Here is a 25873-nt window from a genome sequence, read left to right on the forward strand (position 1 = left end):
AGATCTTCCCTTCGGCTTCAGCCGCGCACGGCGGCGATCGAGTCGGCGAGGGCCCTCGCCACGTCCGGCACGAAGGCGTGCGCCCCGTCCCGGACGATCTGGCGCCCGCCCACGACCGTGTGCCGCACGTCCGCGGCCGACGCTGCGAATACCGCCGTCTCGGCTGCCAGACGCGGCACCGGCCCCGCTGTCCTGACGGAGTCGAGCGCGATCGTCGTGAAGTCGGCGAGCGCGCCCGCTTCCAGGCGGCCGGCGTCGGCCCAGCCGAGGGCCGCGTGGCCGTCGGCGGTGGCGGCGCGCAGCAGGGCGGCGGCGGTCCAGTGGCCGCGGGTGCGGGTGCGGAGGCGTTCGTCGAGCTCCATGGCCCGCGCCTCTTCCAGGAGGTCGATGACGGCGTGGCTGTCGCTGCCGAGCGAGAGGGGGGAGCCGGCGCGCTGGAGGGCGACGGCGGGGCCGATCCCGTCGGCGAGGTCGCGTTCGGTGGTCGGGCACATGCAGGTGCCGGTGGACGTGGAGCCGATGAGCGCGATGTCGGCGTCCGTCATGTGGGTGTTGTGGACGCCCACGGTCCGCGCGCCGAGCACGCCGTGGTCGGCGAGCAGCTGGGTCGGGGTGCGGCCGTGCGCCGCGAGACAGGCGTCGTTCTCCGCGGTCTGCTCGGAGAGGTGGACGTGGAGCGGGGCCCGGCGGGCCTCGGCCCACCGGGCCACGGTCGCCAGCTGCTCGGCCGGGACGGCGCGCACGGAGTGGATGGCCGCGCCGAGCCGCACGCCCTCGCGCTCCTTGAGCGCCGACACGCGCTCCGCCCAGGCGTCGGCCGTGCCGTCGCTGAAGCGCAGCTGGTGCTGTTCGGGGGCGGCGCCGAAGCCGGAGGAGAGGTAGGCGGTGTCGAGGAGGGTGATGCGGATGCCGGCCTCGGCGGCGGCCGCGATCAGGGCCTCGCCCATCGCGTTGGGGTCGGCGTAGGGGGTGCCGCCGGGCGCGTGGTGGAGGTAGTGGAATTCGCCGACGGAGGTGATGCCGGCGAGCGCCATCTCCGCGTAGACGGCCCGGGCGAGTGCGAAGTAGCTGTCGGGGGTGAGCTTCTGGGCGACCGTGTACATGACCTCGCGCCAGGTCCAGAAGGTGCCGGAGCCGACCTGGACGGTGCCGCGCAGGGCGCGGTGGAAGGCGTGCGAGTGGGCGTTGGCCAGGCCCGGGATCGTGAAGCCGCGCAGCACGACGGCGCCGGGCGGGGGCGCCTCGGCCCCGGTGCGGACCGCGGTGATGCGGCCGTCGGACGTTTCGAGCAGCACGCCCGGCTCGACGTTCGTGTCGAGCCAGGCATGCTCCAGCCAGTACGTCACCTGCACGCCAGGCCCTCCAGTACGTCGGCGAGTGCGCGGACCCCGGCCAGGCAGTCGTCCTCGGCGGCGAACTCGGCCGGGGAGTGCGAGACGCCCGTGGGGTTGCGTACGAACAGCATGGCGGTCGGGATCGAGGCGGACAAAATACCCGCGTCGTGTCCGGCGCCGGTGCCGAGCACCGGGACCTTGTCGCCGGTCGCCTCGCCGAGCAGCCGGCTCATCTCGTCGCGCAGGGCGTGCCCGAACTCGACGACCGGGGTGAAGGACTCGCGGACGACGGCGAGGTCGACGCCCTGGCGGACGGCGTGCTCGCGGGCCGCGGCCTCGATGCCGGCGACGACGGTGTCCAGGGACTCCTGGTCGGCGGCGCGGGCGTCGAGCCAGCCGCGGACGAGCGAGGGGATGGCGTTGACGCCGTTGGGCTCGACGGCGATCTTGCCGAAGGTGGCGACGGCGCCGGCGAGCTCGGCCTCCTTGCGCGCCGAGAGGACGGTCTCGGCGTACGGGAGCATCGGGTCGCGGCGGTCGACGAGCCGGGTGGTGCCCGCGTGGTTGGCCTCGCCGTGGAAGTCGTACCGCCAGCGGCCGTGCGGCCAGATGGCGGAGGCGATGCCGACGGGGTCGCCGGACAGGTCGAGGGCGCGGCCCTGCTCGACGTGGAGCTCGACGAAGGCGCCGATGCGGGCGAGCCGCTCCGGGTCCGGGCCGATCGCCGACGGGTCGTAGCCGGCCGCCTCCATGGCCTGCGGGAGGCTGATGCCGTCGGCGTCGCGCAGTTCGTACGCCTTCTCCTTGGTCAGCTGGCCGGAGGTGAGCCGGGAGCCGACGCAGGCGAGGCCGAAGCGGGCGCCTTCCTCGTCGCCGAAGTTGACGATGGCGAGGGGGCGCTTGAAGGAGACGCCGCGGGCGCGGAGCTCGTCGAGCGCGGCGAAGGCGGACACCACGCCGAGCGGGCCGTCGAAGGCGCCGCCGTCGGGCACGGAGTCCAGGTGGGAGCCGGTGACGACGGCGTCGCCGGCGGTGCGGTCGCCGAGCCAGGCCCACTGGTTGCCGTTGCGGTCGGTCTCGACGTCGAGGCGGCGGGCCTCCGCCTGCATCCGGAACCAGAGCCGGCAGTCGGCGTCGGCTCCGGTCCAGGCGTAGCGGCGGTAGCCGCCCGAGGCGTCGCTGCGGCCGATGGGCCGCAGCGACGTCCACATGGCGTGGAAGCTCTGGCTCACGCGGAGGCCTCGTCCTCGGAGCCCTCGCGCATCGGGATGCGGACACCGCGCTCGTCGGCGACCGACTCGGCGATGTCGTAGCCGGCGTCGACGTGGCGGATGACGCCCATGCCGGGGTCGTTGGTGAGCACGCGGCGGACCTTCTCGCCGGCGAGCTTGGTGCCGTCGGCGACGGTGACCTGGCCGGCGTGGATGGAGCGGCCCATGCCGACGCCGCCGCCGTGGTGGATGGAGACCCAGGAGGCGCCGGAGGCGACGTTGACCATGGCGTTGAGCAGCGGCCAGTCGGCGATGGCGTCGGAGCCGTCGAGCATGGCCTCGGTCTCGCGGTACGGGGAGGCGACGGAGCCGCAGTCGAGGTGGTCGCGGCCGATGGCGAGCGGGGCGGCGAGCTCGCCGGAGGCGACCATGTCGTTGAAGCGCTCGCCGGCCTTGTCGCGCTCGCCGTAGCCGAGCCAGCAGATGCGGGCGGGCAGGCCCTGGAAGTGGACGCGCTCGCCGGCCATCTTGATCCAGCGGTGCAGGGACTCGTTCTCCGGGAAGAGCTCCAGGATCGCCTTGTCGGTCTTGGCGATGTCGGAGGCCTCGCCGGACAGCGCGGCCCAGCGGAACGGGCCCTTGCCCTCGCAGAACAGCGGGCGGATGTAGGCGGGGACGAAGCCGGGGAAGGCGAAGGCGCGGTCGTAGCCGGCCAGCTGGGCCTCGCCGCGGATGGAGTTGCCGTAGTCGAAGACCTCGGCGCCGGCGTCCATGAAGCCGACCATGGCCTCGACGTGCTTGGCCATCGACTCGCGGGAGCGGGTGGTGAAGCCGGCCGGGTCCTTGGCGGCGGCGTCGGCCATGTCCTCGAAGGCCATGCCGACGGGCAGGTAGGCCAGCGGGTCGTGGGCGGAGGTCTGGTCCGTCACGATGTCGATGGGCGCGCCCTCGGCGAGCATCTGCGGGAGCAGCTCGGCGGCGTTGCCGAGGAGGCCGATGGAGAGCGGGCGGCGGGCGTCGCGGGCCTCGGTGGCGAGCTGGAGGGCGTGGGCCAGGTTGTCGGCCTTGACGTCCAGGTAGCGGTGCTCGATGCGGCGCTCGATGGCGCGCGGGTCGCAGTCGATGCAGATGGCGACGCCGTCGTTCATGGTGACGGCGAGCGGCTGGGCGCCGCCCATGCCGCCGAGGCCGGCGGTGAGGGTGATCGTGCCGGCGAGGGTGCCGTTGAACTTCTTCGCGGCGACGGCGGCGAAGGTCTCGTAGGTGCCCTGGAGGATGCCCTGGGTGCCGATGTAGATCCAGGAGCCGGCGGTCATCTGGCCGTACATGGTGAGGCCGAGGGCCTCCAGACGGCGGAACTCCTCCCAGTTGGCCCAGTCGCCGACCAGGTTGGAGTTGGCGAGGAGGACGCGCGGCGCCCACTCGTGGGTCTGCATGACGCCGACCGGGCGGCCGGACTGGACCAGCATGGTCTCGTCCTGCTTGAGGGTGCGCAGGGTGCGCTGCATGGCGTCGAAGGAGCGCCAGTCGCGGGCGGCCTTGCCGGTGCCGCCGTAGACGACGAGCTTGTCGGGGTGCTCGGCGACCTCGGGGTCGAGGTTGTTCTGCAGCATCCGGAGGGCGGCCTCCTGCTGCCATCCCAGGGCGCTGAGTTCCGTACCGCGCGCGGCCCGTACGGGGCGGGGTCCTGACATGGCGTTGCCTCCTCGGAGTGGGGATCGGACACACGACACGGCATGTGGTCCAGATATTCACATCCTGACCGGCTGAATAGAGTTAGTCAACAGGTGCGCGGCCGCTGCGTCCGCGCCGCACTCGGTGGTGCCATGGATCCATGACCGCGACCCTCCGGGAACACACCCGCGACCAGGCCGTCCGCGCCGCCGTCGAACAAGGGCTCCTCACCGCCGCCGAACCCGTCGTCGCCCTCCTCGACACCGCCGGCATCCGCGCCTCCGCCGCCGCCCTGACCAGCGCCTTCTCCGCCGTCACCGACGCGCCCGTGCTGCACGCCTTCGCCGTGAAGGCGTGCCCGCTGGTGCCCGTGCTCCGCCTCCTGCACGACTGCGGGCTCGGCGCCGAGGTCGCGAGCCCCGGCGAGCTGGCCCTCGCCCGCGCCGCCGGCGTGCCCGCGGCCCGTACCGTCCTCGACTCCCCCGCCAAGACCACCGCCGAGCTGCGCCAGGCCCTCGCGCTGGGCGTCGCCGTCAACGCCGACAACCTCCGGGAACTGGAGAGGATCGACGCCCTGACGCGCGAGGCTCCCACCTCCTCGCCCCTCGGCCTCCGGGTGAATCCGCAGGTCGGAGCCGGTTCCATCGGCGCGCTCTCCACGGCGACCGCCACCTCCAAGTTCGGCGTCGCGCTGCGCGACGAAGGCGCCCGCGAGGCCGTCGTCCAGGCGTACCTGGACCGCCCACGGCTCACCCGGCTGCACACCCACACCGGCTCGCAGGGCGTGCCGCTCGCGCTGATGGCCGAGGGCGTCGGGGCGGCGTACGCGCTGGCCGAGGAGATCAACGCCAAGGCCGGGCGGCAGCAGATCGACACCCTCGACATCGGCGGCGGCCTGCCGGTGAACTTCGACTCCGACGAGGACACCCCCGGCTTCGCCGACTACGCGCGGCTGCTCGCCGCGACCGTGCCCGGGCTGTTCGACGGGCGGTACGCGCTGGTCACCGAGTTCGGCCGGTCGCTCCTGGCCAAGCACGGCACGGTGCTCACCCTCGTCGAGTACGCCAAGACCTCCGGCGGACGCCCGATCGCCGTCACCCACGCCGGCGTCCAGCTCGCCGCCCGGACCGTCTACGCGCCCGCGTCCTGGCCGCTGCGGATCCTCGCCTACGACTCCCGGGGCCGCCCCCGCACCGGCGAACCGGCCGTCATCCAGGACGTCGCCGGGCCCGCCTGCTTCGCCGGCGACCTGCTCGCCGCCGGCCGGGCGCTGCCGCTGCTGCGGCCGGGCGACGTGGTGGCCGTGCCGGACACCGGCGCGTACTACTTCGCCCACCACTACGCGTACAACAGCCTGCCCCGGCCCGCCGTGTACGGATTCACCCGGGCGGAGGACGGCGGGACCGCCTTCCGGGCCGTGCGCCGGGCCCAGACCCTCGACGAGATCGTCGCGGAATCGGGCGGCGACCGCCCCGACGCGCTGCTGCGCCCGCCCGCGACAGGTGCTCCCATGGAGCCATGACAGAAACCTCGGTGGTCGTGGAGCGCAAGGTCGCCGCCTCCCCCGGCCGGGTCTGGGAGTCGATCACGGACCTGCGCGACCTGCCCCGGGTGCTCTCCTCCGTCGAGAAGGTCGAGGTGCTGACCCAGGGCGGTTTCGGCGTGGGCACCCGCTGGCGCGAGACCCGCCGGATGATGGGCCGCGCGGCCACCGAGGAGATGACGGTGACCGTCTGCGAACCGGCCGAGCGGTACGTCACCGTCGCCGACTCGCACGGCATGCACTACGTCTCCGAGCTCTCCCTCGCTCCCGACGGCCCGGCCCTCAGCGCCCGCACCACCACCCTGCGGATGACCTTCACCGCCCGCCCCTCCTACGACCGCCGGCCCGGCGCGCTGACCCGCCTGCTCAGCAGGCTCGGCGCCCGGGCCGTCGCCCGGGCGCTCACGAAGGACCTGAACGAGATCGCCCGGGCGGTGGAGCGGCGCGGGTAGCGGCGGGGCAGCGGCGCGGGCGGATCCGGGCGCGCGGGAGCGGGAGCGGACCCGGGCGCGCCACGGCGGGCCGGAGCGATCCGATCGCGTTCGGCCGGATCCGCACCTCCCCGCGTCAAATTCCCTTGGAAAATGCCAGAACTCCTGCCCGGGCAGGCGACGTTGAGTAGCGTCACCGTTACTGCCGTACGTCCGCACGCCGCGCTCGGGAGGGGATGACGCGTGCCCGGAATCGACGAGTGTCTGCTGGAGGCGATGAGCCTGCCGGGGGCACGCGGAGCCTGGCTGGTCGACTGGACCAGCGGGCTGGCCCTCGGGGCAGCGGGCGAGTCGCCGTCCGGCGACCACGAGACGACGGCCGCGGAGAGCGCCGAACTGGCGCGCGCGGCGGCCGAGTTCGAGTCGCCGGACCCGACCGGCGCCCTGGGCGGCCCGCCCGCCGAGGACCTGATCGTCACCAACCGCGGCGGCTACCACGTGATCCGCTTCGTCGAGACGGCCTTCGACAGCAGCGTCTTCCTCCACCTCTGGCTCGACCGCTCGGCCGGCAACCTCGCCCTCGCCCGCATCCGCCTCGCCGACCTCGCCGAGAGGCTGGTCCTCGGATGACCCCGATACCGGCCCCGCCCCCGCCCACCCCCGTCTCCCCCATGCTGGTCCGCCTCGCCGCCGAGAAGGCCACCGGCGCCCTGCTCCGCGACCACGGCACGCTCTACCTCGTCGACGGCCGGGTCGTGCACGCCGAGAGCCCCAGCGCCCCCGGCGTCGACGTCCTCCTCACCACCGGCGGACGGCTGCCCCGCGAGGGCTGGGACGAGGCCGTGGACCGGGCCGGGGCGCGGGGAGCCGTCGGACGCTTCCTGGTCGACAGCGGCCGGCTGCACGACGGCGAGCTGGAGATATGCCACCTCGGCGCCGTCTTCGACGCGGCCTTCTTCGCCCTCGCGCCCGCTTCCGGCCCGACCCGCTTCCGGTACGGGGTCGCGCACTGGTTCGGCGCGTTACGGCCGGTCGACATCAGGGCCGTCGAGCGCGAGACCCGGCGCCGCCGCGAGCTCCTCGACTCCGTCTGGCCCTACCCGGCCATCGACACCGCGCCCGTCGTGGCCCGCCCCGCCGCCCCCGGCCGGCCCGTCGGCACCCGGCAGCGGGCGCTGCTCGCGGCGGCCGACGGCGTACGGACCCCGGCGGACCTGGCCCGGGTGCTCGGGCGGCCCGCCTTCCACACCCTGCTCGACGTACGGCGCCTCGCCGCGGCCGGCCTGGTCGAGAACCCGTACGAGGCCCCGCCGCCCGCACCGCCGCCCGTACCGGCCTGGGTCGGCGCGGCGGCCGCCACGTCCGACCCCGACGTCGCCCTGCTCCGCCGGCTCCGTGACGCCCTGGAGGCAACCCTGTGATGAGGCGTGCCCTGCGCCTGCGCGCCGAGAGGAGACAACTGATGACCGCAGAAGCCGAGGTGCTCGGCGAGCTCAGACGGCTGCGGGCCCGGCTGCCGCAGCTCACCGGGGCGCTCGCGGCCAGCGCAGACGGCCTGGTGCTCGCCCAGGACGCCGTGGACGGCGAGGCGGAGGGCGTGGCCGCGCTGACGGCGGCCGCGCTCGGTGTCGGACAGCGGCTCGCCGACACCACCGGCCAGGGCGGCTTCCGCGAACTGCTCGTACGCGGCGAGCAGGGCTATGTGGCGACCTACGCGGCAGGTGCCTCGGTCGTCCTCACCCTGCTCGCCGAGCCCCGCATCAACGTCGGCCGGCTCCACCTGGAGGCCCGCCGTTCCAGCGCCCGGATAGCCGAGCTGGTCGACGGTGCCCTGGGCCGCAGCAACCCGAACTGACCCCATCGAGAAGAAGGAAGAACCATGGCGAACACCGAGACCTCCCTCAAGGAAGCCGCCCAGATCGAAGGCGCGATCGGCGCCGCGATCGTCGACTACGGCAGCGGCATGGCCCTCGGCACCATCGGCGGCGGCAAGGAGCTCGACCTGAACGTGGCCGCGGCCGGCAACACGGACGTGGTCCGCGCCAAGGTCCGCGCGATGGAGATGCTGGGCATCAACGACGAGATCGAGGACATCCTGATCACCCTGGGCAGCCAGTACCACCTGATCCGGCTGCTCAGGGCCCGCGGCGGGGCCGGTCTCTTCTTCTACCTGGCCCTGGACCGGAACCGGGCGAACCTGGCGATGGCCCGCCACCAGCTGAAGAAGATCGAGTCCGAGCTGGAGATCTGAGGGGCCGGCTCAGTCCACGAAGAGGCCCCGCGTCGCCGCCTTGGTGTCGAACTCCTCCAGGCGTGCCTGCGCGTCCGGCAGTTCGTCCGCCATCGCCTCGAGGAGCACTCGCCCGAGCAGCATCGGCGCGCACGCCGTGTCGAAGGCGAGGCCGGTGCCGACGGCGGCCGGGATGAGCAGGTCGCTGTGGGCGGCGACCGGGGCGAAGGCCGACTCGGCGACGGTGACCACGGTGAGCCCGGCCCGGCGGGCATAGGCGAGGGCGTCCACGACCTCGCGCGGGTGCCGGGGCAGCGCGAAGCAGAGCAGCGCCGTCGCCCCGGCCCGCACGGCCGCGTCGATGCGGTCGTCGAGCATCGTGCCGCCCTCGTCGAGCAGCCGGACGTCCGGGTGGACCTTGCCGGCGAAGTAGGCGAAGCCGCGGGCCTGTGAGGACGCGGCGCGCAGACCGAGCACGGGCAGCGGGCGGGACGCGGCGAGGAGCCGGCCGGCGCGCTCGACGGGGGCGGGGTCGGCGAGGAGCTCGGCGAGGTGCCGGAGGTTCTCGATCTCGCCGAGCACGGCCTGCTGGTACTCGTTGTACGCGGCGGCCTCCTCGGCCGCCGCGGGCATGCTCTCGCGCAGGTGCCGGCGCAGCGCCGGATAGCCGTCGAAGCCGAGCGCGACGGCGAAGCGGGTGACGGAGGGCTGGCTCACGCCGGCCAGCTCGGCCAGCTCCACGCTGGACAGGAAGGGCACGTCGGCGGCGCGCCGCACCATGCAGTGCGCGATGCGCCGCTGCGTCGGCGTGAGCCGCTGCCCTTCGAGGAGTGCCTGCAGCCGTCCGGCCGGACTGTCGTTCATGCCTGCCGTCCCCCTTCCACCTCACACCACCGGCTATTCATCAACCGGGAACTCTGCATGAGCATATGCAGCCAGGCAAGGGGCGGGCGAGAGGAAGCCCCGGGGAAAGATTGCGCGGGGACCGCCGCACCCCCGTTTCCGGGGGGCGGGACGACGGCGGTCCCCGCGGGGGACACGGGCCCGGGTCAGGGCCGGTCCGCGTCCAACGGCGTGGCCTGGAGGTCCGGGAGCCGCTCCGGAGGTCCGTGACGCCGACGTGGACTACTCTGCCGCCGCCTTGTTAAGGGGGTGCTGCGGGTACGTGTCGCGCGCGTACCGTTTGCGCGAACGTACCCGCGCACCACCCGGCGGTCAGTGCTGCTTGGCGCTGCCGCTCGCGGCCAGGAAGGCGAGCAGGTCCTGGCGGCTGACGACGCCGGTCGGCTTGCCCTCGACCAGGACGATCGCCGCGTCCGCCTCGCCGAGCACCGACATCAGGTCGGCGACCGGCTCGCCCGAGCCGACCTGCGGCAGCGGGGCGGACATGTGGTCCTCCAGCGGGTCCTCCAGGGCCGCCTTCTGGGTGAAGAGCGCGCCGAGGAGCTCGCGCTCCACGACCGAGCCGATGACCTCGGCGGCCATGACGTCGGGGTGGCCGGCGCCCGGCTTCACGATCGGCATCTGGGAGACGCCGTACTCGCGCAGCACCTCGATGGCCTGGCCGACCGTCTCGTCCGGGTGCATGTGGACGAGCGAGGGCACGTCGCCCGACTTGTGGGTGAGGACGTCCGCGACGGTGGCGGAGGTGGTGTCCTCCAGGAAGCCGTAGTCGGCCATCCACTCGTCGTTGAAGATCTTGGACAGGTAGCCGCGGCCGGAGTCCGGCAGCAGCACGACCACGACGTCGTCCGGACCGAGCTCCTTGGCGACCTCCAGCGCGGCGACGACCGCCATGCCGCAGGAGCCGCCGACGAGCAGGCCCTCCTCCTTGGCGAGGCGGCGGGTCATCTGGAAGGAGTCCTTGTCGGAGACCGCGACGATGCGGTCGGCGACGTTCTGGTCGTAGGCGGTCGGCCAGAAGTCCTCGCCGACGCCCTCGACCAGGTACGGGCGGCCGGAGCCGCCGGAGTAGACGGAGCCCTCCGGGTCGGCGCCGATGACCTGGACCTTGCCCTTGGAGGCGTCCTTCAGGTAGTTGCCGGTGCCGGAGATGGTGCCGCCGGTGCCGACGCCCGCGACGAAGTGGGTGATCTTCCCCTCCGTCTGCTCCCACAGCTCGGGACCGGTGGTCTCGTAGTGCGAGCGCGGGTTGTTCGGGTTGGAGTACTGGTCGGGCTTCCAGGCGCCCGGCGTCTCACGGACGAGGCGGTCCGAGACGTTGTAGTACGAGTCCGGGTGCTCCGGGTCGACGGCCGTCGGGCAGACGACGACCTCGGCGCCGTACGCGCGCAGCACGTTGATCTTGTCGGTGGACACCTTGTCCGGGCAGACGAAGATGCACTTGTAGCCCTTCTGCTGGGCCACGATCGCCAGGCCGACGCCGGTGTTGCCGGACGTGGGCTCGACGATGGTGCCGCCGGGCTTGAGCGCGCCGCTCTCCTCGGCCGCCTCGATCATGCGCAGGGCGATGCGGTCCTTGACCGAGCCGCCGGGGTTGAAGTACTCGACCTTGGCGAGGACGGTCGCCTGAATGCCGGCCGTGACGCTGTTGAGCTTCACCAGCGGGGTGTTGCCGACGAGGCTGATCATCGAGTCGTGGAATTGCACCGTAATCTCCGGGGTCTCCGTAATGGTGCTGCCAGCGTATTCCGTGGAATGCGTAGGCGGTGCCGCTTACGGGGCAGTAGACGGCAAGACGGCTTGTTACACCGCTTGGGTGCGACGTACGGGAGGTGACCGCTACCGATGTCCAGGGCGAGGGTGGCGCGGCGGATCGCGGCGGGTGCGGCGTACGGCGGCGGGAGCATCGGACTGCTGGGGGTCGCCGGCGTCGGGGTGCTGCTCGCCGAGGTGGCGCTCGCCAGGAGGTCGGTGGGCGGCGGGGTGGCACCGCTGCCGCCGGGCGCGGACGGGCGCTACGGGCGCGAGTACGGCCCGGAGGAGCCGCTGCGGCTGGCCCTTCTGGGTGATTCCACGGCGGCCGGCCAGGGCGTGCGCCGCACCGGGCAGACCCCGGGCGCGCTGATCGCCTCGGGCCTGGCGGCGGTGGCCGAGCGCCCGGTGGACCTGCGGAACGTGGCGCTGCCCGGGGCGCGCTCCGACGACCTCGACCGGCAGGTGTCGCTGCTGCTCGCCGGCCCGTCCGGCGCGCCCGACGTCTGCGTGATCATGATCGGCGCGAACGACGTCACCCACCGGATGCCCGCCACCCAGTCCGTGCGCTGCCTGACGGCGGCGGTCCGGCGGCTGCGCACGGCGGGCGCGGAGGTGGTGGTCGGCACCTGCCCGGACCTCGGCACCATCGAGCCGGTCTACCAGCCGCTGCGCTGGCTGGCCCGGCGGGCCTCGCGGCAGCTCGCCGCGGCGCAGACGATCGTGGTGGTGGAGCAGGGCGGGCGGACGGTGTCGCTCGGCGACCTGCTCGGTCCCGAGTTCGCGGCCAATCCGCGCGAGATGTTCGGCGTGGACAACTTCCATCCGTCGGCCGAGGGCTACGCGACGGCCGCGATGGCGATCCTGCCGACGGTCTGCGCCGTGCTCGGCGTCTGGCCGGAGCCGGACCGGATCGACGTGGCGCGCAACGAGAACTGGCTGCCGGTGGCGAAGGCGGCGGCCGAGGCGGCCCGGGAGGCCGGTACGGAGGTCACCGCGGCCCGGGCGCCCTGGGCGCTGCTCAAGCACCGCAGGCGGCGCCGGCTGCCCGTCCCCGGGATCTCCCACGTACGGCAGGACGCGGAGGACGATGGGGAGAGGGACGCCACCGCCCCGCTCACCCAGGAGTGACCCGCTCCTGAGCGAGCGCTTAGAAAAGAGGTCCGCATCACACACCGTGGCCGGTGACCCACGCGGTACGTACGGGTAACTTCCCTTTCAGTCCGCCCACTCCGCACCCTTCTGGAGCCGTGATGCCCGAAGCCGTCATCGTCTCGACCGCCCGCTCGCCGATCGGCCGGGCCTTCAAGGGCTCCCTGAAGGACCTGCGGCCCGACGACCTGACCGCCACGATCATCCAGGCCGCGCTCGCCAAGGTCCCCGAGCTGGACCCGCGCGACATCGACGACCTGATGCTCGGCTGCGGTCTGCCCGGCGGCGAGCAGGGCAACAACCTGGGCCGCATCGTGGCCGTGCAGATGGGCATGGACCACCTGCCGGGCTGCACCGTCACCCGCTACTGCTCCTCCTCGCTGCAGACCTCCCGCATGGCCATGCACGCGATCAAGGCGGGCGAGGGCGACGTCTTCATCTCGGCCGGTGTCGAGATGGTGTCGCGCTTCGTGAAGGGCAACTCCGACTCGCTGCCGGACACGCACAACCCGCTCTTCGCCGAGGCCGAGGCCCGTACCGCCGCCGTCGCCGAGTCCGAGGGCTCCACCTGGCACGACCCGCGCGAGGACGGCCTGGTCCCCGACGCGTACATCGCCATGGGCCAGACCGCGGAGAACCTGGCGCGCTGGAAGGGCGTCACCCGCCAGGACATGGACGAGTTCGGCGTCCGCTCGCAGAACCTCGCCGAGCAGGCCATCAAGAACGGCTTCTGGGCGCGCGAGATCACCCCGGTCACGCTGCCCGACGGCACGGTCGTCTCGCAGGACGACGGCCCGCGCGCCGGCGTCACCCTGGAGGGCGTCTCCGGCCTCAAGCCGGTCTTCCGCCCCGACGGCCTGGTCACCGCCGGCAACTGCTGCCCGCTGAACGACGGCGCCGCCGCGCTCGTGATCATGTCCGACACCAAGGCGCGCGAGCTGGGCCTGACCCCGCTGGCCCGGATCGTCTCCACCGGCGTCTCCGGCCTCTCCCCCGAGATCATGGGCCTCGGCCCGGTCGAGGCGTCGAAGCAGGCCCTCAAGCGCGCCGGCCTCACCACCTCCGACATCGACCTGGTCGAGATCAACGAGGCGTTCGCCGCGCAGGTCATCCCGTCCTACCGCGACCTGGGCTTCGACCTGGACAAGGTCAACGTCAACGGTGGCGCCATCGCCGTCGGCCACCCCTTCGGCATGACGGGCGCCCGCATCACCGGCACCCTGATCAACAGCCTCCAGTTCCACGACAAGCAGTTCGGCCTGGAGACCATGTGCGTGGGCGGCGGCCAGGGCATGGCGATGGTCATCGAGCGGCTGAGCTAACCGCCCCGCGTCCAAGCCGTGACCGAATCTCCCCCAGGATGTGACATACATCCCGGGGGAGAGTCGTTTTCGCAGGTCACAGGGGTTTCGGGACTAAACACCCGGCCGAAATACCTGTCCATTTCGTGACGTAATGCACTGACAGGCGGTGCGCCCCCACGACAAGCTGATGTAGGAAGTCGGGGGATCGACTCGGAATCGGGAGTACGTCAGTGAGCGCACTGTCCATTGCCCTGCTGGTGAGCACGGCCGCTGCCACGGTCGTGGGCGCCGCCGCCCTGCACGCTGCCCACGGTCTCCGCAAGCAGGTCACCGCGCTGCGTGGCGAGCTCGCCTCCGCGCACGGCCTCACCGTCCCCCCGGCCCGGCAGGAGTCTCCGGCCGCCGAGATACGGGCCGCTGTCGCCGAGGCCCTGGCCGAGGAGCGGGAGCGCGAGCTCGCCGAGGCGCGCGCCTTCTGGGCGGCGCAGGAGGCGCGGGACGCGGCCGACGCGCCGTCGCTGCTCGGCGGCCTGGCCGGCCCGGCCGAGGAGGGCCCGTACTTCGTGCCGCGCCAGTCCGACTTCGTGGGCCTGGAGGCGATGGCCCTGGAGGCCATGGAGGCGGAGGCCGCCGCGCTGGAGAACCGCGAGTCGCGCGAGGCCCTGGACGTGCCGGGCGCCGTCGACCCGCTGGACATGTTCGACAGCTTCGACACGTTCGAGGACTTCCCGGAGCCGGCCGCAGCCGGCGACTACCCGGAGGACTCCCCCGAGCTGGCCGCGGCCCGCCGCCGCCACCCCTCGCACCCGGACTTCGTGCCGGTCCAGACGCCGGTGGTGACCGACCACGAGCGCACGGTGTCCCGCCTGGAGGAGCTGGCCGACACGCAGACCGCGCTGACCGACGTGCGGCCCGGCCCGCTGGGCACGCTCGACGTGTACGTGTTCGCCGACGGCACCACGCTCTGTATGACCCCCGGCCACCGCGAGACCGCCGAGCGCCTCGCGGACGCCCTGCGCTCGGGCCGCACCCCGGTGCTGCTCGGCGGCTCGGGCGTGTCCGGCGCCTACGCGCTGACGTTCTCCTGCGGCGAGGCCGCCGAGGACAACGTGTACATCCTTGCGGACCGGGTGATCGCCAGCCTGTAGTCCCTCCCCGGCTCCAGGGCCGGGAGCGGCGGCCGCGGGCCGCCGCGGCGCCTGAAAGCCCGCGAGGCCCCCAGGGGCCTGACGGTGCGGCAGGCGCGGTCAGAGTCCGGCGCGGGCCTCCGCCTCCCGTACCAGCCTCACGGCCTCGTGCAGCGCCCCCTCGGTCCCCGGGGCGTCCGCCGGGGCCGTTCGCAGTGTTTCGGCCAGATCCGTGGCGGCGACGGCGAGTTGGTCGGCGACCGCGAAGAGCCCCGCGTCCGGCATGGTCAGCGGCTCCCGGCCGGGGAACTCCCGGCGCTGCGCCCGGGCGGCCAACTCCCTGGCCAGCGCCAGGCCCTCGGCGGCGGCGCCGCGCTGGAGGCGGCTCTGCGGGGCGGCCCGCAGCCGGTCGGCGAAGCGCTCGGCGGCGGCGGTCAGTTCAGTCGTATCAAGCACTCCGCGACCCTATGCGTCGGCCGGGGAGCATTGCCAACGGGCGAACCCTCGGGCACGGTGACGTGAAGGAGCACACGGCACAACGCGTCCGGAGGCGCCGATGTCCCACGTTTTCTCCGAAGAGACCCACCGCAACCTCCTCGCCCGCATCCCCCGCTGCACCGGTCGTGAGATCGCCGACTGGCTGAAAGTCGTGGAGGAGGGGCCCTCCCTGGTCCGTCTGGAGGAGAGGGTCAGCTGGCTGCGCGGCGAGCACGGTCTCGCGTACGGCCACGCCAAGGCGATCGTCCACGAGTACAACCTCCGGCGGGCCGCCCGCCGGATGCTCTGACCGCCGGCCCGCGACGCCCGCCTCCCGGGCCCCGCGGGCCTCACCCGACGTGCCGGCCGAGGAGGTCGCGGACCCGCTCCGCGGTCTCCTCGCCGTGCGTCTCCGGGGCGACGTGCCCGGCGTCGAGCCGGCCGGTGGCCGCACCCGCCGAGCAGGAGAGAACGACCGTTCTCCCCGGGGTGTCGGTAGAGTGGGAGAACGATGGTTCTCCCCGCGGGGGCGCTCTTCGAGGAGTGATCGGTGATGGACGCGGAAACCGCTGAGCTCAAGCTCCTGGAGACGGCCGAGACCCTCTTCGACGAGAAGGGCGTCCAGGCCGTCGGCATGGACGCGATCCGCAGCGGCTCCGGCGTCTCCCTCAAGCGGCTCTACCAGCTCTACCCGTCCAAGGACCATCTGGTCTGGGCGGTCCTCAAGCGCCGCGACGAGGCCGTGCGCTCCGCCATCGCCGCGCACGGCGCCACCCACGCCACCACCCCGTACCAGCGCTGCCTGGCGGTCTTCGACTACCTCGGCGGCTGGTTCGCCGACCCCGGCTTCCGCGGCTGCGCCTTCATCAACACCTTCGGCGAGATGGGCGGCATCTCGCCGGACGTCGCCGAGATCGCCCGCGGCCACAAGCAGGCCCTGCGCGACTACTTCGCCGAGCAGACCGACGCCATGAACGCCCCGTCCTCCCTCGCCGACCAGCTGGCCCTGCTCGCCAACGGCGCCATGGCCGTCGCCGGCATCAGCGGCACCTCGGAGCCGGCCGCGCAGGCGAAGGACGCGGCGCGCATCCTCCTGGACACGTTCGTCTCGTCGTCCGTGTCGTGAACGCGCGAGGGCCCGCCCGGCTGCTGCCGGACGGGCCCTCGCACTGTCAGGGGCCGTGTCAGTCGTCGCCCTGGAGGATCGACAGGAGGCGCAGCGCCTCCAGGTAGATCCACACCAGCGTCATCGTCAGACCGAAGGCCGCCAGCCAGGCCTCCTCGCGCGGGACACCGTAGGTGATGCCGTCCTCGACCTGCTTGAAGTCGAGGGCCAGGAAGCAGGCGCCGATGACGATGCCGACGACGCCGAAGGCGATGCCGAGGCCGCCGGTGCGGAAGCCGAGGCCGTCGCCGCCGCCGAAGACCGAGAACAGCAGGTTGACGGCCATCAGCAGGACGAAGCCGATCGCGGCCGCCATCACGAAGCCGTAGAAGCGGCGGGTGACGCGGATCCAGCGCATCTTGTACGCGATGAGCACGCCGGCGAAGACCGCCATGGTGCCGAGCACGGCCTGGGCGACCACGCCGTCGGCGATGTACGTCGAGACGGCGGCCGACAGCACGCCGAGGAAGACGCCCTCGAAGGCCGCGTAGCCCAGGATCAGCGCCGGGGTCGGCCGGCGCTTGAAGGACTGGATCAGCGACAGGACCATCGCGACCAGACCGGCGCCGACGGCGATGCCGTACGACTTGCCGAGGTTGGCCGGGTCCACGGGCAGCAGCAGCCAGGACAGGACCGCGGTGACGACGACCGTGCCGAGCGTGATGGCCGTGCGGCTCACCACGTCGTCGATCGTCATCGTGCCGGCCTGGACCTGCTGCGGGGCGCCGTACTGCGCGTCCTGCGTCGCGTAGGGGTTGGTCGCGTACGGGTTGCCGGTCGCGTACGGGTTCGCTCCGACGGCGGGGCCCCCGGCCTGCGGCTGCTGCGCGTTGAAGCCCGCGTAGCCGTTGTCGCGGCTGAACCCCCGTCGCGAGAAGACCGGGTTGCTGCTCCTCATCTCACTCCTCCATGGACGGCCGCACTGGCGCGGCCTCGCGTCAAGAGTAATGCGAGGGCAAAAGAAACTCCCTCGTGCGCAAGGAGGATCCTTTATAACGATCAGGTGAGCTGCGGGGAGGAGGCCCGAGGGCTCGGTGCGGCTGGTGCCCGGAGCCGGATTCGAACCGGCACGGCCCGAAGGCCAGCGAGGTTTAAGCTCGCCGTGTCTGCATTCCACCATCCGGGCGTTGCGCGAAGCTCCGCGTTGGCACAGGAGCCTATCGGTGCCCGTTCGCCCGATCAGTCGAACGCTGGCCCGATGTTGTCTTATTTTATTGACACCTGAGGGTGTGTCAGTGCAGGTGAGAGGCCCTGGGGCGAAGTGTGACGGGGATCGCGGCAGCAAAGCCCCCGGCCCCGGATTGACGGAAACTCGCCGCCGGATCGGGTGCAGGTCCGTCACCTCGCCGCCACCCGGCCACCACCGCCCGCACCAGGAATCTCCTCAGGGTCGCCGTCATACCTCAGGATGACGGCCCGCGTTCCTGGTCCGCCTCGAGTCGGCCCCGGGAACGGGCACGTGGACGGACGTTCCGCGCCCTAACGTTCGACACGATGGAGTGGTTCCCGAACAGCCGTAGTACTCAGCAGTGACAGGAGTCCCCTCGTGACCACCTACTCCACCGTGCCCCGCACCACCGCCGCGGTGGCCGCCCGCGCCACCGACCTCTCCAAGGTCTACGGACAGGGCGAGACCCAGGTGGTCGCCCTCGACCGGGTCAGCGTGGACTTCCGGCAGGGCGAGTTCACCGCGATCATGGGCCCGTCCGGCTCCGGCAAGTCGACCCTGATGCACTGCGTCGCCGGCCTCGACTCCTTCAGCTCCGGCTCCGTCCGGATCGGCGAGACCGAGCTCGGCACCCTGAAGGACAAGCAGCTCACCCAGCTGCGCCGGGACAAGATCGGCTTCATCTTCCAGGCGTTCAACCTGCTGCCGACGCTGACCGCCCTGGAGAACATCACGCTGCCGATGGACATCGCGGGCCGCAAGCCCGACAAGCAGTGGGTGCAGCAGGTCATCGACATGATCGGCCTGTCCGGCCGGCTCTCCCACCGCCCCTCGCAGCTCTCCGGCGGCCAGCAGCAGCGCGTCGCCGTGGCCCGCGCGCTCGCCTCCAAGCCGGAGATCATCTTCGGTGACGAGCCGACCGGAAACCTCGACTCGCGCTCCGGCGCCGAGGTCCTCGGCTTCCTGCGCAACTCGGTGCGCGAGCTGGGCCAGACCGTGGTGATGGTGACCCACGACCCGGTCGCCGCCTCCTACGCGGACCGTGTCGTCTTCCTCGCGGACGGCCGGATCGTCGACGAGATGCTCCACCCGACGGCGGACGGCGTGCTCGACCGCATGAAGGCGTTCGACGCCAAGGGCCGCACGAGCTGAGCCGTACGAGCTGAGCCGCACGAGCTGAGCCGCACGAGCTGAGCCTCCCGGAACCCGCGCGGGCTCCGCCCGGCCCCCGGCCCCGTCCTTTCGTCCCACCTTCTCCAGGACCTCCCATGTTCCGTACCGCCCTGCGCAATGTGCTCGCGCACAAGGCCAGGCTGCTGATGACCGTGCTCGCCGTCATGCTCGGCGTGGCCTTCGTCTCCGGCACCCTCGTCTTCACCGACACCCTCTCCAACGCCTTCCGCGGCCAGTCCGCCAAGAGCTACGACGACGTCGCCGTGGCCGTCACGGCCGCGCCGAACCAGCAGGACCCGAACGCCACTCCGGGCCTGTCCGAGCAGACCCGGCAGAAGATCGCCGCTCTCGACGGCGTCGCCTCCGCCACCGGCCGTGTGAACGGCTTCGCGGGCGTGCCGGACAAGGACGGCAAGCTGATCGGCTCCGGCTGGTCCAACAAGGGCACCAACTTCTCGCCCGGCGCCGACGGCAAGGACTCCGCCTACTCCTTCGCCTCCGGCACCGGCCCGGTGAAGGACGACGAGATCGCGCTCGACAAGGAGACCGCCGGCAAGGGCGGCTACCAGGTCGGCGACCAGGTCCGCGTGGCCACCAACGGCCCCGTCGAGACGTACACCCTGACCGGCGTCTTCACCACCGAGGACGGCGCCGTGAACGCCGGCGGCAGCCTGGTGCTGTTCGACACCGAGGTCGCGCAGAAGCTGTTCCTGAAGCCGGGTCACTTCCTCGACATCACCGTGACCGCCAAGCCGGGCGCGGACGCCGACAAGATCCTCGCCGCCGTGAAGCCCGTCGTCGGTGACACCGCGGACGCGCAGACCGGCCAGGAGCTGGCCGACCAGCAGGCCAAGGACATCGAGAACGGCATGAGCGCCGTCAACCAGATGCTGCTCGGCTTCGCCGGCATCGCGCTCTTCGTCGGCATCTTCCTGATCTCCAACACCTTCACCATGCTGGTCGCGCAGCGCACCAAGGAGCTGGCGCTGATGCGCGCCGTCGGCGCCTCGCGCAAGCAGATCACCCGCTCCGTGCTCGCGGAGGCCGGTCTGGTCGGTCTGGTCGCCTCAGTGATCGGCTTCGGGCTCGGCATCGGGCTCGCGGTCGCGCTGCGCTCCGCGATGAGCACCTTCGGTCTGAAGGTCCCGGCCGGCGAACTGGTCGTCACCTCCACCCCGCTGCTCTCGGCGCTCGCCGTCGGTGTCCTCGTCACCATGCTGGCCGCCTGGCTGCCGGGCCGCCGCGCCGCCAAGATCCCGCCGGTCGCCGCGATGAGCAGCGTCCACGCGGTCGCCAGCACCAAGTCGCTGGTCGTGCGCAACTCCATCGGCGCGGTCATCACCGCCCTCGGCGCGGTCGCGATCGCGGGCGGCGCCTCGAAGGGCGGCGACACCGGCCGGATGCTGATCGCGGGCGGCGCGTTCTTCGCCCTCATCGGTGTGATCGTGCTGATCCCGCTGCTGTCCCGCCCGGTCATCGCGCTGGCCCGGCCGCTGCTCAAGCCCTTCGGTGTGGCGGGCGCGCTCGCCGGCCAGAACGCGGTCCGCAACCCGCGCCGCACCGGCGCCACCGCCTCCGCGCTCGCCATCGGCCTCACCCTGGTCACGGGTCTGTCGGTGCTCGGCGCCACGGTCGGCTCGGCCGTGGACCGGATGACGACGGACCAGATCAAGGCCGACTACATGATCACCATGGCGAGCGGCCAGGGCCTCAACCAGGCCGCGCTGGACGCCGTGGCGAAGACCCCGGGCGCGACGGCGGTCTCCCCGCAGCAGTCCGGCTACGTCGACGTGAAGGGCCCGGGCTTCAAGTCCGTCTCCGGTGTCACCCCGGGTGACGTCGACAAGGTCCTCAAGCTCAAGGTCGTGGACGGTTCGCTCGGCTCGCTCGCCGGCGGCGAGGTCGCGGTCGGCGAGGAGACGGCGAAGTCGAACCACTGGAAGGTCGGCTCGACGCTGTCGGTGACCTACGCGGACAAGAAGAAGGGCGAGCTGAAGGTCGGCGCGCTCTTCGAGGAGAGCACCTTCGTCTCGGGGCTCGTGGTGGACGCCAAGGTCCTCAACGCGCACGACCCCAAGCCGTACATCCCGCAGATCTTCGTGAAGATGGACGGCGGCCCGTCGGCGGCGGCCGAGAAGGCGATCCAGAAGTCGCTCGGTGACAACCCGGCGATGACGGTCATGGACCACAAGGCCATCCGCGACGCCCAGGGCGGCGTCATCAACATGATGCTGAACATCATGTACGGCCTGCTCGCGATGGCCCTGCTCATCGCGATCCTCGGTGTCGTCAACACCCTCGCCATGTCGGTGTTCGAGCGGCAGCAGGAGATCGGCATGCTGCGGGCGATCGGTCTCGACCGGCGCCGGGTGAAGCGGATGGTCCGTCTGGAGGCCGTGGTCATCTCGGTCTTCGGCGCGGTGGTCGGCATCGGCCTCGGCTCGTTCCTGGGCTGGGCGATCGGCGAGACGCTGAGGAACAGCCTGCCGGACTACTCCCTCGTCCTGCCGTGGGGCCGCATCGGGCTCTTCCTGGTGCTCGCCGGACTGGTCGGCGTGCTGGCCTCGCTGTGGCCGGCGCGCAGCGCGGCGAAGCTGAACATGCTCCAGGCGATCAAGGCCGAGTAGTCCCTGAAGGGACGAGCGGTGAGGGCCGGACTCCCCCGGGGGAGTCCGGCCCTCTCGTCGTGTGCGGCTACGGGTCAGCTGCCCGCGCAGTACGTCATCAGCTGGTCGTGGTTGGCCCGGTACTGGTCGTAGAGCGCCGCGTCGTCGATCTTCAGCAGCGTCTCGTCGCCGGAGCGCAGCGCCGGGTAGGTGTAGTTGTGGCTGCCGGTGAACACCAGCTTCCTGCCGGCCGCTCCGGCGTACGTGCCCTCCACGAGCAGGTACTTGGAGTGCAGCCCCACCTTGGCGACGCCGGCGCCCCGGTCCTCGTAGCACTGCACGCGCTTGGTGAGCCTGCCGTAGAGGATCGACTCGACGTCCGTGCTCATCGAGCCGGGAGCGCCGTCGTGGGCGAGGATCACCGTGCAGCCGGCGTTCTTCAGCTCGACGAGCCTGGTGGCGACCTCGCGGCGGGTGAAGAGGTTGGCGGCCATCCGGACCTGGGTGGCGCCGCCGGCGCAGTCGACGTTGTCGAGGATCAGCTTGACGGTGTCGGTGCCCGCGTCGGCGTCGTAGGCGGTGCCGGCGGTCTCCTTGCGCGGGAAGAAGTACGCCTTGTACGGGCCGCTGGACGGCGTCCTGTAGTAGTGGTCCAGGCCGGTGGCGGACGTGCCGTAGGCGAGCAGGTCGGTGAAGTAGCTCTGGTAGATGCCGTAGAGGCCGGTGTCGACGATCGTCACGGCGTTGTTGAAGAGGTCGGTGCGCTGGAGGCCGGTCAGGTTGGCCGAGGTCTGCACGACGACGTCCTTCGCCCCGCCGGTGGCGGAGAAGAGGAAGAACTTGTTGTGGTTGATGGCGCCGTCGGCGTCGCCGGGCAGCTGCCGGGTGCCGATGCAGCCGCGGCCGGCCGGGCAGGCGTAGACCCAGGAGCCCTGGGTGCGGTCGGTGCCGAGGTCGCGGACGAGGTTGTCGTACTCGTTGCCGGGGGTGGTGAGGGTGGTGTGGTCGAGGATCACCCGGACGTTCACGCCGCGGGCCCTGGCGGCGGCGAGAGCGGCGGCGACGGTGTCGTCGGTGAAGTTGTAGACGCTGGCCGTGATGGTGGAGCCGGTCTCGGCGCGGCCGATCAGGTCGGCGATGTGGTCGCGGATCCGGTTCTGGGCGGTGGCGTCGCCCGAGGGGTCGTTGAAGGTGGCCGTGGTGGTCACGGGAGCGGGTGCGGCGCCGGCGGGGGCCGGGGCGGCGGTGAGGAGGCCGGCGGCGGCGGCCAGGGCGAGCAGGGGGCGGGCGATGCGGCGGGCGATGCGGCTGCGCGGGCGCAAGGGTTCTCCTCCGGGTCGTAGCGGATCGCCATATGCATGACAATCAGGACACAAGGAAGAACGGGGTGCCGGTTCGCACCGGCACCCCGTTCCGCTCCGCGAACCCTATGCGGACTCGGTCCACGCCCGCGGCCGCAGCGGCAGCCCCGAGCCGCCTCCGGCCGGCGTCTTCACCGCCAGGAACTGGTTCACGCCGATCCGGTTGCGCTCGAACGACACCGCCGAGGCCGCCATGTACAGCCGCCAGATCCTTGCGCGGCCGGGCGAGGTGGCGCGCACCGCCCGGTCCCACTCCCGCTCCAGGTTGTCCACCCAGCGGCGCAGCGTCAGCGCGTAGTGCTCGCGGATCGACTCGACGTCCCGCACCTCGAAGCCCGCTTCCTCAAGGGTCGTCAGGGTGCTGCCCATCGGCGACAGTTCGCCGTCCGGGAAGACGTACGCGTCGATGAAGGCGTCCACCTGGTAGGCGTCCTCGTCGGCCTCCGGGCGGCGGGCGATCTGGTGGTTGAGCAGCCGCCCGCCCGGCTTCAGGAGCCGGTACAGGATGTCGGCGTACTCCCGGTACTGCACGGCGCCGACGTGCTCGGCCATGCCGATCGACGAGATGGCGTCGAACGGGCCGTCCACGACGTCCCGGTAGTCCTGCACCCGGATCTCGATCCGGTCCGTCAGACCCTCCTCGGCGATGCGCTTGCGGGCGAACGCGGCCTGCTCGCGCGAGAGCGTGATGCCGACGACCCGGGCCCCGTACTCCTTGGCCGCGTGGATGGCCATCGAGCCCCAGCCGCAGCCGACGTCGAGCAGCCGGTCGCCCTCCTTGAGGCGCAGCTTGCGGGCGATCAGGTCCAGCTTGTCGCGCTGGGCGTCCTCCAGGGTGCCGCCCTCGGTCCAGTACGCGCACGAGTAGACCATCGACGGGCCGAGCACCAGCTCGTAGAAGTCGTTGCCCACGTCGTAGTGATGGCTGATCGCCTGCTTGTCCCGGCGCCGGGAGTGCCGGGCGCCGCTGCGGCCGCGGATCTCCTCGACCGGCGGCTTCGGCGGCGGGAGGGGGCCGGCCAGCCTGAGCAGCGCCTTGGCCGCCGCCCGCACCTTCGGGTCGCGCACGGTCTCCAGGGCGCCGCGCGACTCCTCCCCGCGCTCCCAGATGAAGCCGGCGAGCTTGTCCAGGACCTCGTACAGATCGCCCTCGACGTCGATCTCGCCGGCCACCCAGGCCCGCGCGAGGCCCAGCTCGCCCGGCTTCCACAGGAGTCGGCGCAGGGCGCGGCGGTCGCGCACGACGAGGACGGGGCCGCCCGCAGGACCTGCTTCACTGCCGTCCCAGGCCCGCAGCCGCACCGGGATCGAAGCTCCCAGCACGTCCTCGGCCAGCGCGGTCAGCCGCGACGCGGCGTCGGCCATGGTGCAACACCTCCGTGATCTCGAAGCCCCAGAAATGCTTGTCACCAAGGGAACACCGTCAGTGGCCGATCCAGTCCCGCCACGTGGAAATCCGTCCGGAAAAACACGCGAAGGGCCGTCCGCACCACGGATGGCGGACGGCCCTTGCGGGGGTACTGCGGGTACTGCGGATACTGCGGGCACTGCCGCGGGGTCAGGCCTTGGCCTTCTCCTGCGCCGGGGCGGCCGGCGCCGGGGCGGGCTTGGCCGCCTCGTAGAACTCCTCGCGCGGCGTCTCCATGGCACCGAGGGAGACGACCTCACGCTTGAGGAACATGCCCAGGGTCCAGTCGGCGAAGACGCGGATCTTGCGGTTGAAGGTCGGCATCGCCATGCCGTGGTAGCCACGGTGCATGTACCAGGCGAGACGGCCCTTGAGCTTGATCTTCGTCTTGCCCAGGACGATCATCGCGACGCCCTTGTGCAGGCCGAGACCCGCGACGGCGCCCTTGTTGGCGTGCGAGTAGTCCTTCTGCGGGAAGCCGCGCATGCCGGACACGACGTTGTCGCCGAGGACCTTGGCCTGACGCAGGGCGTGCTGCGCGTTCGGCGGGCACCAGGCGCGCTCGCGCGGGGTGCCGGCCTTCATCGCGGCCAGGTCCGGGACCTGGGCGTTGTCGCCCGCGGCCCACACGTAGTCGAGGCCGTTGACCTGGAGCTTCTCGTTGCAGTCCACGTGGCCGCGCGGGCCGAGCGGCAGACCGAAGCGGGCGAGGGCCGGGTTCGGCTTGACGCCGGCGGTCCACACGATCGTGTTGGCGTCGACCTCGAGGCCGTTCTTCAGCACGACGTGGCCGTCGACGCAGGAGTCCATCGACGTCTCGAGGTAGATCTCGATGCCGCGGCTCTCCAGGTGCTCCTTGCCGTACAGGCCGAGCTTGGGGCCGACCTCGGGAAGGATCTTGTCGGCGGCGTCGACCAGGACGAAGCGCATGTCCTCGCGCTTGACGTTCTGGTAGTACTTCGCCGCGTCGCGGACCATGTCCTCGACCTCGCCGATGGTCTCCGCGCCGGCGAAGCCGCCGCCCACGAAGACGAAGGTCAGCGCCTTGCGGCGGACCTCCTCGTCGGTCGTCGAGTCGGCCTTGTCGAGCTGCTCGAGGACGTGGTTGCGCAGGCCGATGGCCTCCTCGATGCCCTTCATGCCGATGCCCTGCTCGGCGAGGCCGGGGATCGGGAAGGTGCGGGAGACGGCACCCATCGCGATGACCAGGTAGTCGAACGGCAGCTCGTACGCCTCGCCGACGAGCGGCGCGATCGTGGCGACCTTGCGGTCCTGGTCGATGGTGGTGACCCGGCCGGTGAGCACCTCGGCTCCGCGCACGACGCGTCGCAGCGGGACGACGACGTGGCGCGGCGAGATGCTGCCGGCGGCGGCTTCGGGGAGGAAGGGCTGGTAGGTCATGTACGACCGCGGGTCGACGACCGTGACGGTCGCCTCGCCAAAGCGCATCTTCTTGAGGATGCGCCGAGCTGCGTACAGTCCTACGTACCCACCGCCTACTACGAGGATCCTGGGACGCTCCGTGGTGCTCATGCATCCGAGTATCCACCCCCTCGGAGGGGGTGGCTCGTGCGCCCCTTCACAAGGTTGTGGGGGACCTCTGCTACACTCCGCCGCCCACGTGACCCACGTCATGTTCCAGCAAAGGAACCAAGGGGTCTGCGCGAACGTTGTTCACCCCTTGTGAACTGGCCTGGAGAGCCTTCCTCGACGCCGAACCGCAGGGCACGTTCACACGATGGAAACTTCGAGCGAAGTCGCCCCCGCGCCTGCGAAAGGGCCCTGAGGAGCCCCTCGGAGGGACTAAAGGCCCTCCAGGAGCCTCCGCAGGGCCCATTCTCTTGTGAAGAACTT

23 protein-coding genes and 1 tRNA gene are annotated in these 25873 nt (G+C 72.1%); 13 read left to right on the forward strand and 11 right to left on the reverse strand.

Features of this window, described 5'->3' with window-relative positions; genetic code table 11:
• Positions 1-17 precede the first annotated feature (17 nt).
• Genes ACFYU9_RS33610 through hutU form a run of 3 tightly spaced genes read right to left on the reverse strand, consistent with a single transcriptional unit; the run spans position 18 to position 4239 of the window.
• Positions 18-1352 carry a formimidoylglutamate deiminase gene (locus ACFYU9_RS33610; RefSeq protein ID WP_389347338.1) on the reverse strand — a complete coding sequence of 445 codons (1335 nt, stop codon included), beginning with the start codon at positions 1350-1352 and terminating at the stop codon, positions 18-20.
• Positions 1343-2545, reverse strand: coding sequence for an allantoate amidohydrolase (locus tag ACFYU9_RS33615; RefSeq protein WP_389216063.1), 1203 nt, complete (start codon positions 2543-2545; stop codon positions 1343-1345). Before ACFYU9_RS33615 ends, ACFYU9_RS33610 begins: the two co-directional genes overlap by 10 nt.
• 17 nt (positions 2546-2562) lie before the next feature.
• The gene (gene hutU, locus ACFYU9_RS33620) at positions 2563-4239 is read right to left on the reverse strand and encodes a urocanate hydratase (RefSeq protein WP_389215892.1); all 1677 of its coding nucleotides are present in this window, start codon (positions 4237-4239) and stop codon (positions 2563-2565) included.
• 140 nt (positions 4240-4379) lie between these two features.
• Here hutU and ACFYU9_RS33625 point away from each other — a divergent pair, with 140 nt between their 5' ends.
• From ACFYU9_RS33625 to ACFYU9_RS33650, 6 genes are all read left to right on the forward strand, one after another.
• A complete protein-coding gene (locus ACFYU9_RS33625; RefSeq protein ID WP_389215889.1) occupies positions 4380-5741 on the forward strand; it encodes a diaminopimelate decarboxylase in 1362 nt (453 codons plus the stop codon).
• Positions 5738-6214, forward strand: coding sequence for an SRPBCC family protein (locus ACFYU9_RS33630; protein WP_389215886.1), 477 nt, complete (start codon positions 5738-5740; stop codon positions 6212-6214). The genes ACFYU9_RS33625 and ACFYU9_RS33630 overlap by 4 nt, the downstream gene beginning before the upstream one ends.
• 222 nt (positions 6215-6436) lie before the next feature.
• Positions 6437-6823 carry a hypothetical protein gene (locus ACFYU9_RS33635; RefSeq protein WP_389215883.1) on the forward strand — a complete coding sequence of 129 codons (387 nt, stop codon included), beginning with the start codon at positions 6437-6439 and terminating at the stop codon, positions 6821-6823.
• Positions 6820-7614 carry a transcriptional regulator gene (locus ACFYU9_RS33640; protein ID WP_389215880.1) on the forward strand — a complete coding sequence of 265 codons (795 nt, stop codon included), beginning with the start codon at positions 6820-6822 and terminating at the stop codon, positions 7612-7614. The genes ACFYU9_RS33635 and ACFYU9_RS33640 overlap by 4 nt, the downstream gene beginning before the upstream one ends.
• A gap of 41 nt (positions 7615-7655) precedes the next feature.
• Positions 7656-8048, forward strand: coding sequence for a roadblock/LC7 domain-containing protein (locus ACFYU9_RS33645; protein ID WP_389347340.1), 393 nt, complete (start codon positions 7656-7658; stop codon positions 8046-8048).
• Between the two features lie 24 nt (positions 8049-8072).
• Positions 8073-8444, forward strand: a complete 372-nt coding sequence (locus ACFYU9_RS33650) for a hypothetical protein (protein ID WP_389215874.1) — start codon at positions 8073-8075, stop codon at positions 8442-8444.
• A 9-nt stretch (positions 8445-8453) separates the two neighbouring features.
• Here the strand turns inward: ACFYU9_RS33650 and ACFYU9_RS33655 are convergent, their stop codons facing one another.
• Positions 8454-9287, reverse strand: coding sequence for a MurR/RpiR family transcriptional regulator (locus tag ACFYU9_RS33655; RefSeq protein ID WP_389215871.1), 834 nt, complete (start codon positions 9285-9287; stop codon positions 8454-8456).
• A gap of 351 nt (positions 9288-9638) precedes the next feature.
• Positions 9639-11033 (reverse strand): cystathionine beta-synthase, encoded by a 1395-nt coding sequence (locus ACFYU9_RS33660; protein WP_389215868.1) that lies wholly within the window; start codon positions 11031-11033, stop codon positions 9639-9641.
• 138 nt (positions 11034-11171) lie between these two features.
• Here ACFYU9_RS33660 and ACFYU9_RS33665 point away from each other — a divergent pair, with 138 nt between their 5' ends.
• From ACFYU9_RS33665 to ACFYU9_RS33675, 3 genes are all read left to right on the forward strand, one after another.
• The gene (locus tag ACFYU9_RS33665) at positions 11172-12209 is read left to right on the forward strand and encodes an SGNH/GDSL hydrolase family protein (RefSeq protein WP_389215865.1); all 1038 of its coding nucleotides are present in this window, start codon (positions 11172-11174) and stop codon (positions 12207-12209) included.
• A 122-nt stretch (positions 12210-12331) separates the two neighbouring features.
• Entirely contained in the window at positions 12332-13552 is a 1221-nt protein-coding gene (locus ACFYU9_RS33670) for an acetyl-CoA C-acetyltransferase (RefSeq protein WP_389215862.1), read from the forward strand.
• A gap of 212 nt (positions 13553-13764) precedes the next feature.
• Complete coding sequence (locus ACFYU9_RS33675) at positions 13765-14682, forward strand: hypothetical protein (protein ID WP_389215860.1); 918 nt, start codon at positions 13765-13767, stop codon at positions 14680-14682.
• Positions 14683-14781: 99 nt separating this feature from the next.
• Here the strand turns inward: ACFYU9_RS33675 and ACFYU9_RS33680 are convergent, their stop codons facing one another.
• Entirely contained in the window at positions 14782-15117 is a 336-nt protein-coding gene (locus ACFYU9_RS33680; RefSeq protein ID WP_389215857.1) for a hypothetical protein, read from the reverse strand.
• A 100-nt stretch (positions 15118-15217) separates the two neighbouring features.
• Here ACFYU9_RS33680 and ACFYU9_RS33685 point away from each other — a divergent pair, with 100 nt between their 5' ends.
• Together ACFYU9_RS33685 and ACFYU9_RS33690 are read left to right on the forward strand one after the other, a co-directional pair.
• The gene (locus ACFYU9_RS33685) at positions 15218-15448 is read left to right on the forward strand and encodes a DUF4287 domain-containing protein (RefSeq protein WP_389215854.1); all 231 of its coding nucleotides are present in this window, start codon (positions 15218-15220) and stop codon (positions 15446-15448) included.
• A 243-nt stretch (positions 15449-15691) separates the two neighbouring features.
• A complete protein-coding gene (locus tag ACFYU9_RS33690) occupies positions 15692-16264 on the forward strand; it encodes a TetR/AcrR family transcriptional regulator (protein ID WP_389215851.1) in 573 nt (190 codons plus the stop codon).
• Between the two features lie 58 nt (positions 16265-16322).
• On the opposite strand, the gene ACFYU9_RS33695 is transcribed toward ACFYU9_RS33690, so the two are convergent.
• Positions 16323-17201 (reverse strand): Bax inhibitor-1/YccA family protein, encoded by an 879-nt coding sequence (locus tag ACFYU9_RS33695; protein WP_389347343.1) that lies wholly within the window; start codon positions 17199-17201, stop codon positions 16323-16325.
• Positions 17202-17344: 143 nt separating this feature from the next.
• Positions 17345-17429, reverse strand: a tRNA-Leu gene (locus ACFYU9_RS33700).
• Positions 17430-17849: 420 nt separating this feature from the next.
• Here ACFYU9_RS33700 and ACFYU9_RS33705 point away from each other — a divergent pair.
• Together ACFYU9_RS33705 and ACFYU9_RS33710 are read left to right on the forward strand one after the other, a co-directional pair.
• Positions 17850-18623 (forward strand): ABC transporter ATP-binding protein, encoded by a 774-nt coding sequence (locus ACFYU9_RS33705; RefSeq protein ID WP_389215845.1) that lies wholly within the window; start codon positions 17850-17852, stop codon positions 18621-18623.
• Between the two features lie 116 nt (positions 18624-18739).
• Entirely contained in the window at positions 18740-21271 is a 2532-nt protein-coding gene (locus ACFYU9_RS33710) for an ABC transporter permease (RefSeq protein WP_389215842.1), read from the forward strand.
• 74 nt (positions 21272-21345) lie between these two features.
• Here ACFYU9_RS33710 and ACFYU9_RS33715 read toward each other — a convergent pair whose 3' ends face one another.
• The 3 genes from ACFYU9_RS33715 to ACFYU9_RS33725 all read right to left on the reverse strand — a co-directional run bounded on the left by ACFYU9_RS33715 (position 21346) and on the right by ACFYU9_RS33725 (position 25552).
• The gene (locus ACFYU9_RS33715) at positions 21346-22572 is read right to left on the reverse strand and encodes a phospholipase D-like domain-containing protein (protein ID WP_389347345.1); all 1227 of its coding nucleotides are present in this window, start codon (positions 22570-22572) and stop codon (positions 21346-21348) included.
• A gap of 105 nt (positions 22573-22677) precedes the next feature.
• Positions 22678-23976, reverse strand: a complete 1299-nt coding sequence (locus ACFYU9_RS33720; protein WP_389347348.1) for a class I SAM-dependent methyltransferase — start codon at positions 23974-23976, stop codon at positions 22678-22680.
• Positions 23977-24169: 193 nt separating this feature from the next.
• On the reverse strand, positions 24170-25552 hold the full coding sequence (locus tag ACFYU9_RS33725) for an NAD(P)/FAD-dependent oxidoreductase (protein ID WP_389215833.1): 1383 nt from the start codon (positions 25550-25552) through the stop codon (positions 24170-24172).
• Positions 25553-25873: the final 321 nt, after the last annotated feature.

It is taken from the genome of Streptomyces sp. NPDC004327, from assembly GCF_042873935.1.
Taxonomy (GTDB): Bacteria; Actinomycetota; Actinomycetes; order Streptomycetales; family Streptomycetaceae; genus Streptomyces.

Excerpts from the sequence above, each read along its gene's own strand:
- ACFYU9_RS33695 (WP_389347343.1), bottom strand. The coding sequence starts at position 17,201 with ATGAGGAGCAGCAACCCGGTCTTCTCGCGACGGGGGTTCAGCCGCGAC.
- ACFYU9_RS33645 (WP_389347340.1), top strand. The coding sequence starts at position 7,656 with ATGACCGCAGAAGCCGAGGTGCTCGGCGAGCTCAGACGGCTGCGGGCC.
- ACFYU9_RS33685 (WP_389215854.1), top strand. The coding sequence starts at position 15,218 with ATGTCCCACGTTTTCTCCGAAGAGACCCACCGCAACCTCCTCGCCCGC.
- ACFYU9_RS33665 (WP_389215865.1), top strand. The coding sequence starts at position 11,172 with ATGTCCAGGGCGAGGGTGGCGCGGCGGATCGCGGCGGGTGCGGCGTAC.
- ACFYU9_RS33720 (WP_389347348.1), bottom strand. The coding sequence starts at position 23,976 with ATGGCCGACGCCGCGTCGCGGCTGACCGCGCTGGCCGAGGACGTGCTG.
- ACFYU9_RS33655 (WP_389215871.1), bottom strand. The coding sequence starts at position 9,287 with ATGAACGACAGTCCGGCCGGACGGCTGCAGGCACTCCTCGAAGGGCAG.
- ACFYU9_RS33640 (WP_389215880.1), top strand. The coding sequence starts at position 6,820 with ATGACCCCGATACCGGCCCCGCCCCCGCCCACCCCCGTCTCCCCCATG.
- ACFYU9_RS33710 (WP_389215842.1), top strand. The coding sequence starts at position 18,740 with ATGTTCCGTACCGCCCTGCGCAATGTGCTCGCGCACAAGGCCAGGCTG.
- ACFYU9_RS33690 (WP_389215851.1), top strand. The coding sequence starts at position 15,692 with ATGGACGCGGAAACCGCTGAGCTCAAGCTCCTGGAGACGGCCGAGACC.
- hutU (WP_389215892.1), bottom strand. The coding sequence starts at position 4,239 with ATGTCAGGACCCCGCCCCGTACGGGCCGCGCGCGGTACGGAACTCAGC.
- ACFYU9_RS33615 (WP_389216063.1), bottom strand. The coding sequence starts at position 2,545 with ATGTGGACGTCGCTGCGGCCCATCGGCCGCAGCGACGCCTCGGGCGGC.
- ACFYU9_RS33650 (WP_389215874.1), top strand. The coding sequence starts at position 8,073 with ATGGCGAACACCGAGACCTCCCTCAAGGAAGCCGCCCAGATCGAAGGC.
- ACFYU9_RS33630 (WP_389215886.1), top strand. The coding sequence starts at position 5,738 with ATGACAGAAACCTCGGTGGTCGTGGAGCGCAAGGTCGCCGCCTCCCCC.
- ACFYU9_RS33625 (WP_389215889.1), top strand. The coding sequence starts at position 4,380 with ATGACCGCGACCCTCCGGGAACACACCCGCGACCAGGCCGTCCGCGCC.
- ACFYU9_RS33670 (WP_389215862.1), top strand. The coding sequence starts at position 12,332 with ATGCCCGAAGCCGTCATCGTCTCGACCGCCCGCTCGCCGATCGGCCGG.
- ACFYU9_RS33725 (WP_389215833.1), bottom strand. The coding sequence starts at position 25,552 with ATGAGCACCACGGAGCGTCCCAGGATCCTCGTAGTAGGCGGTGGGTAC.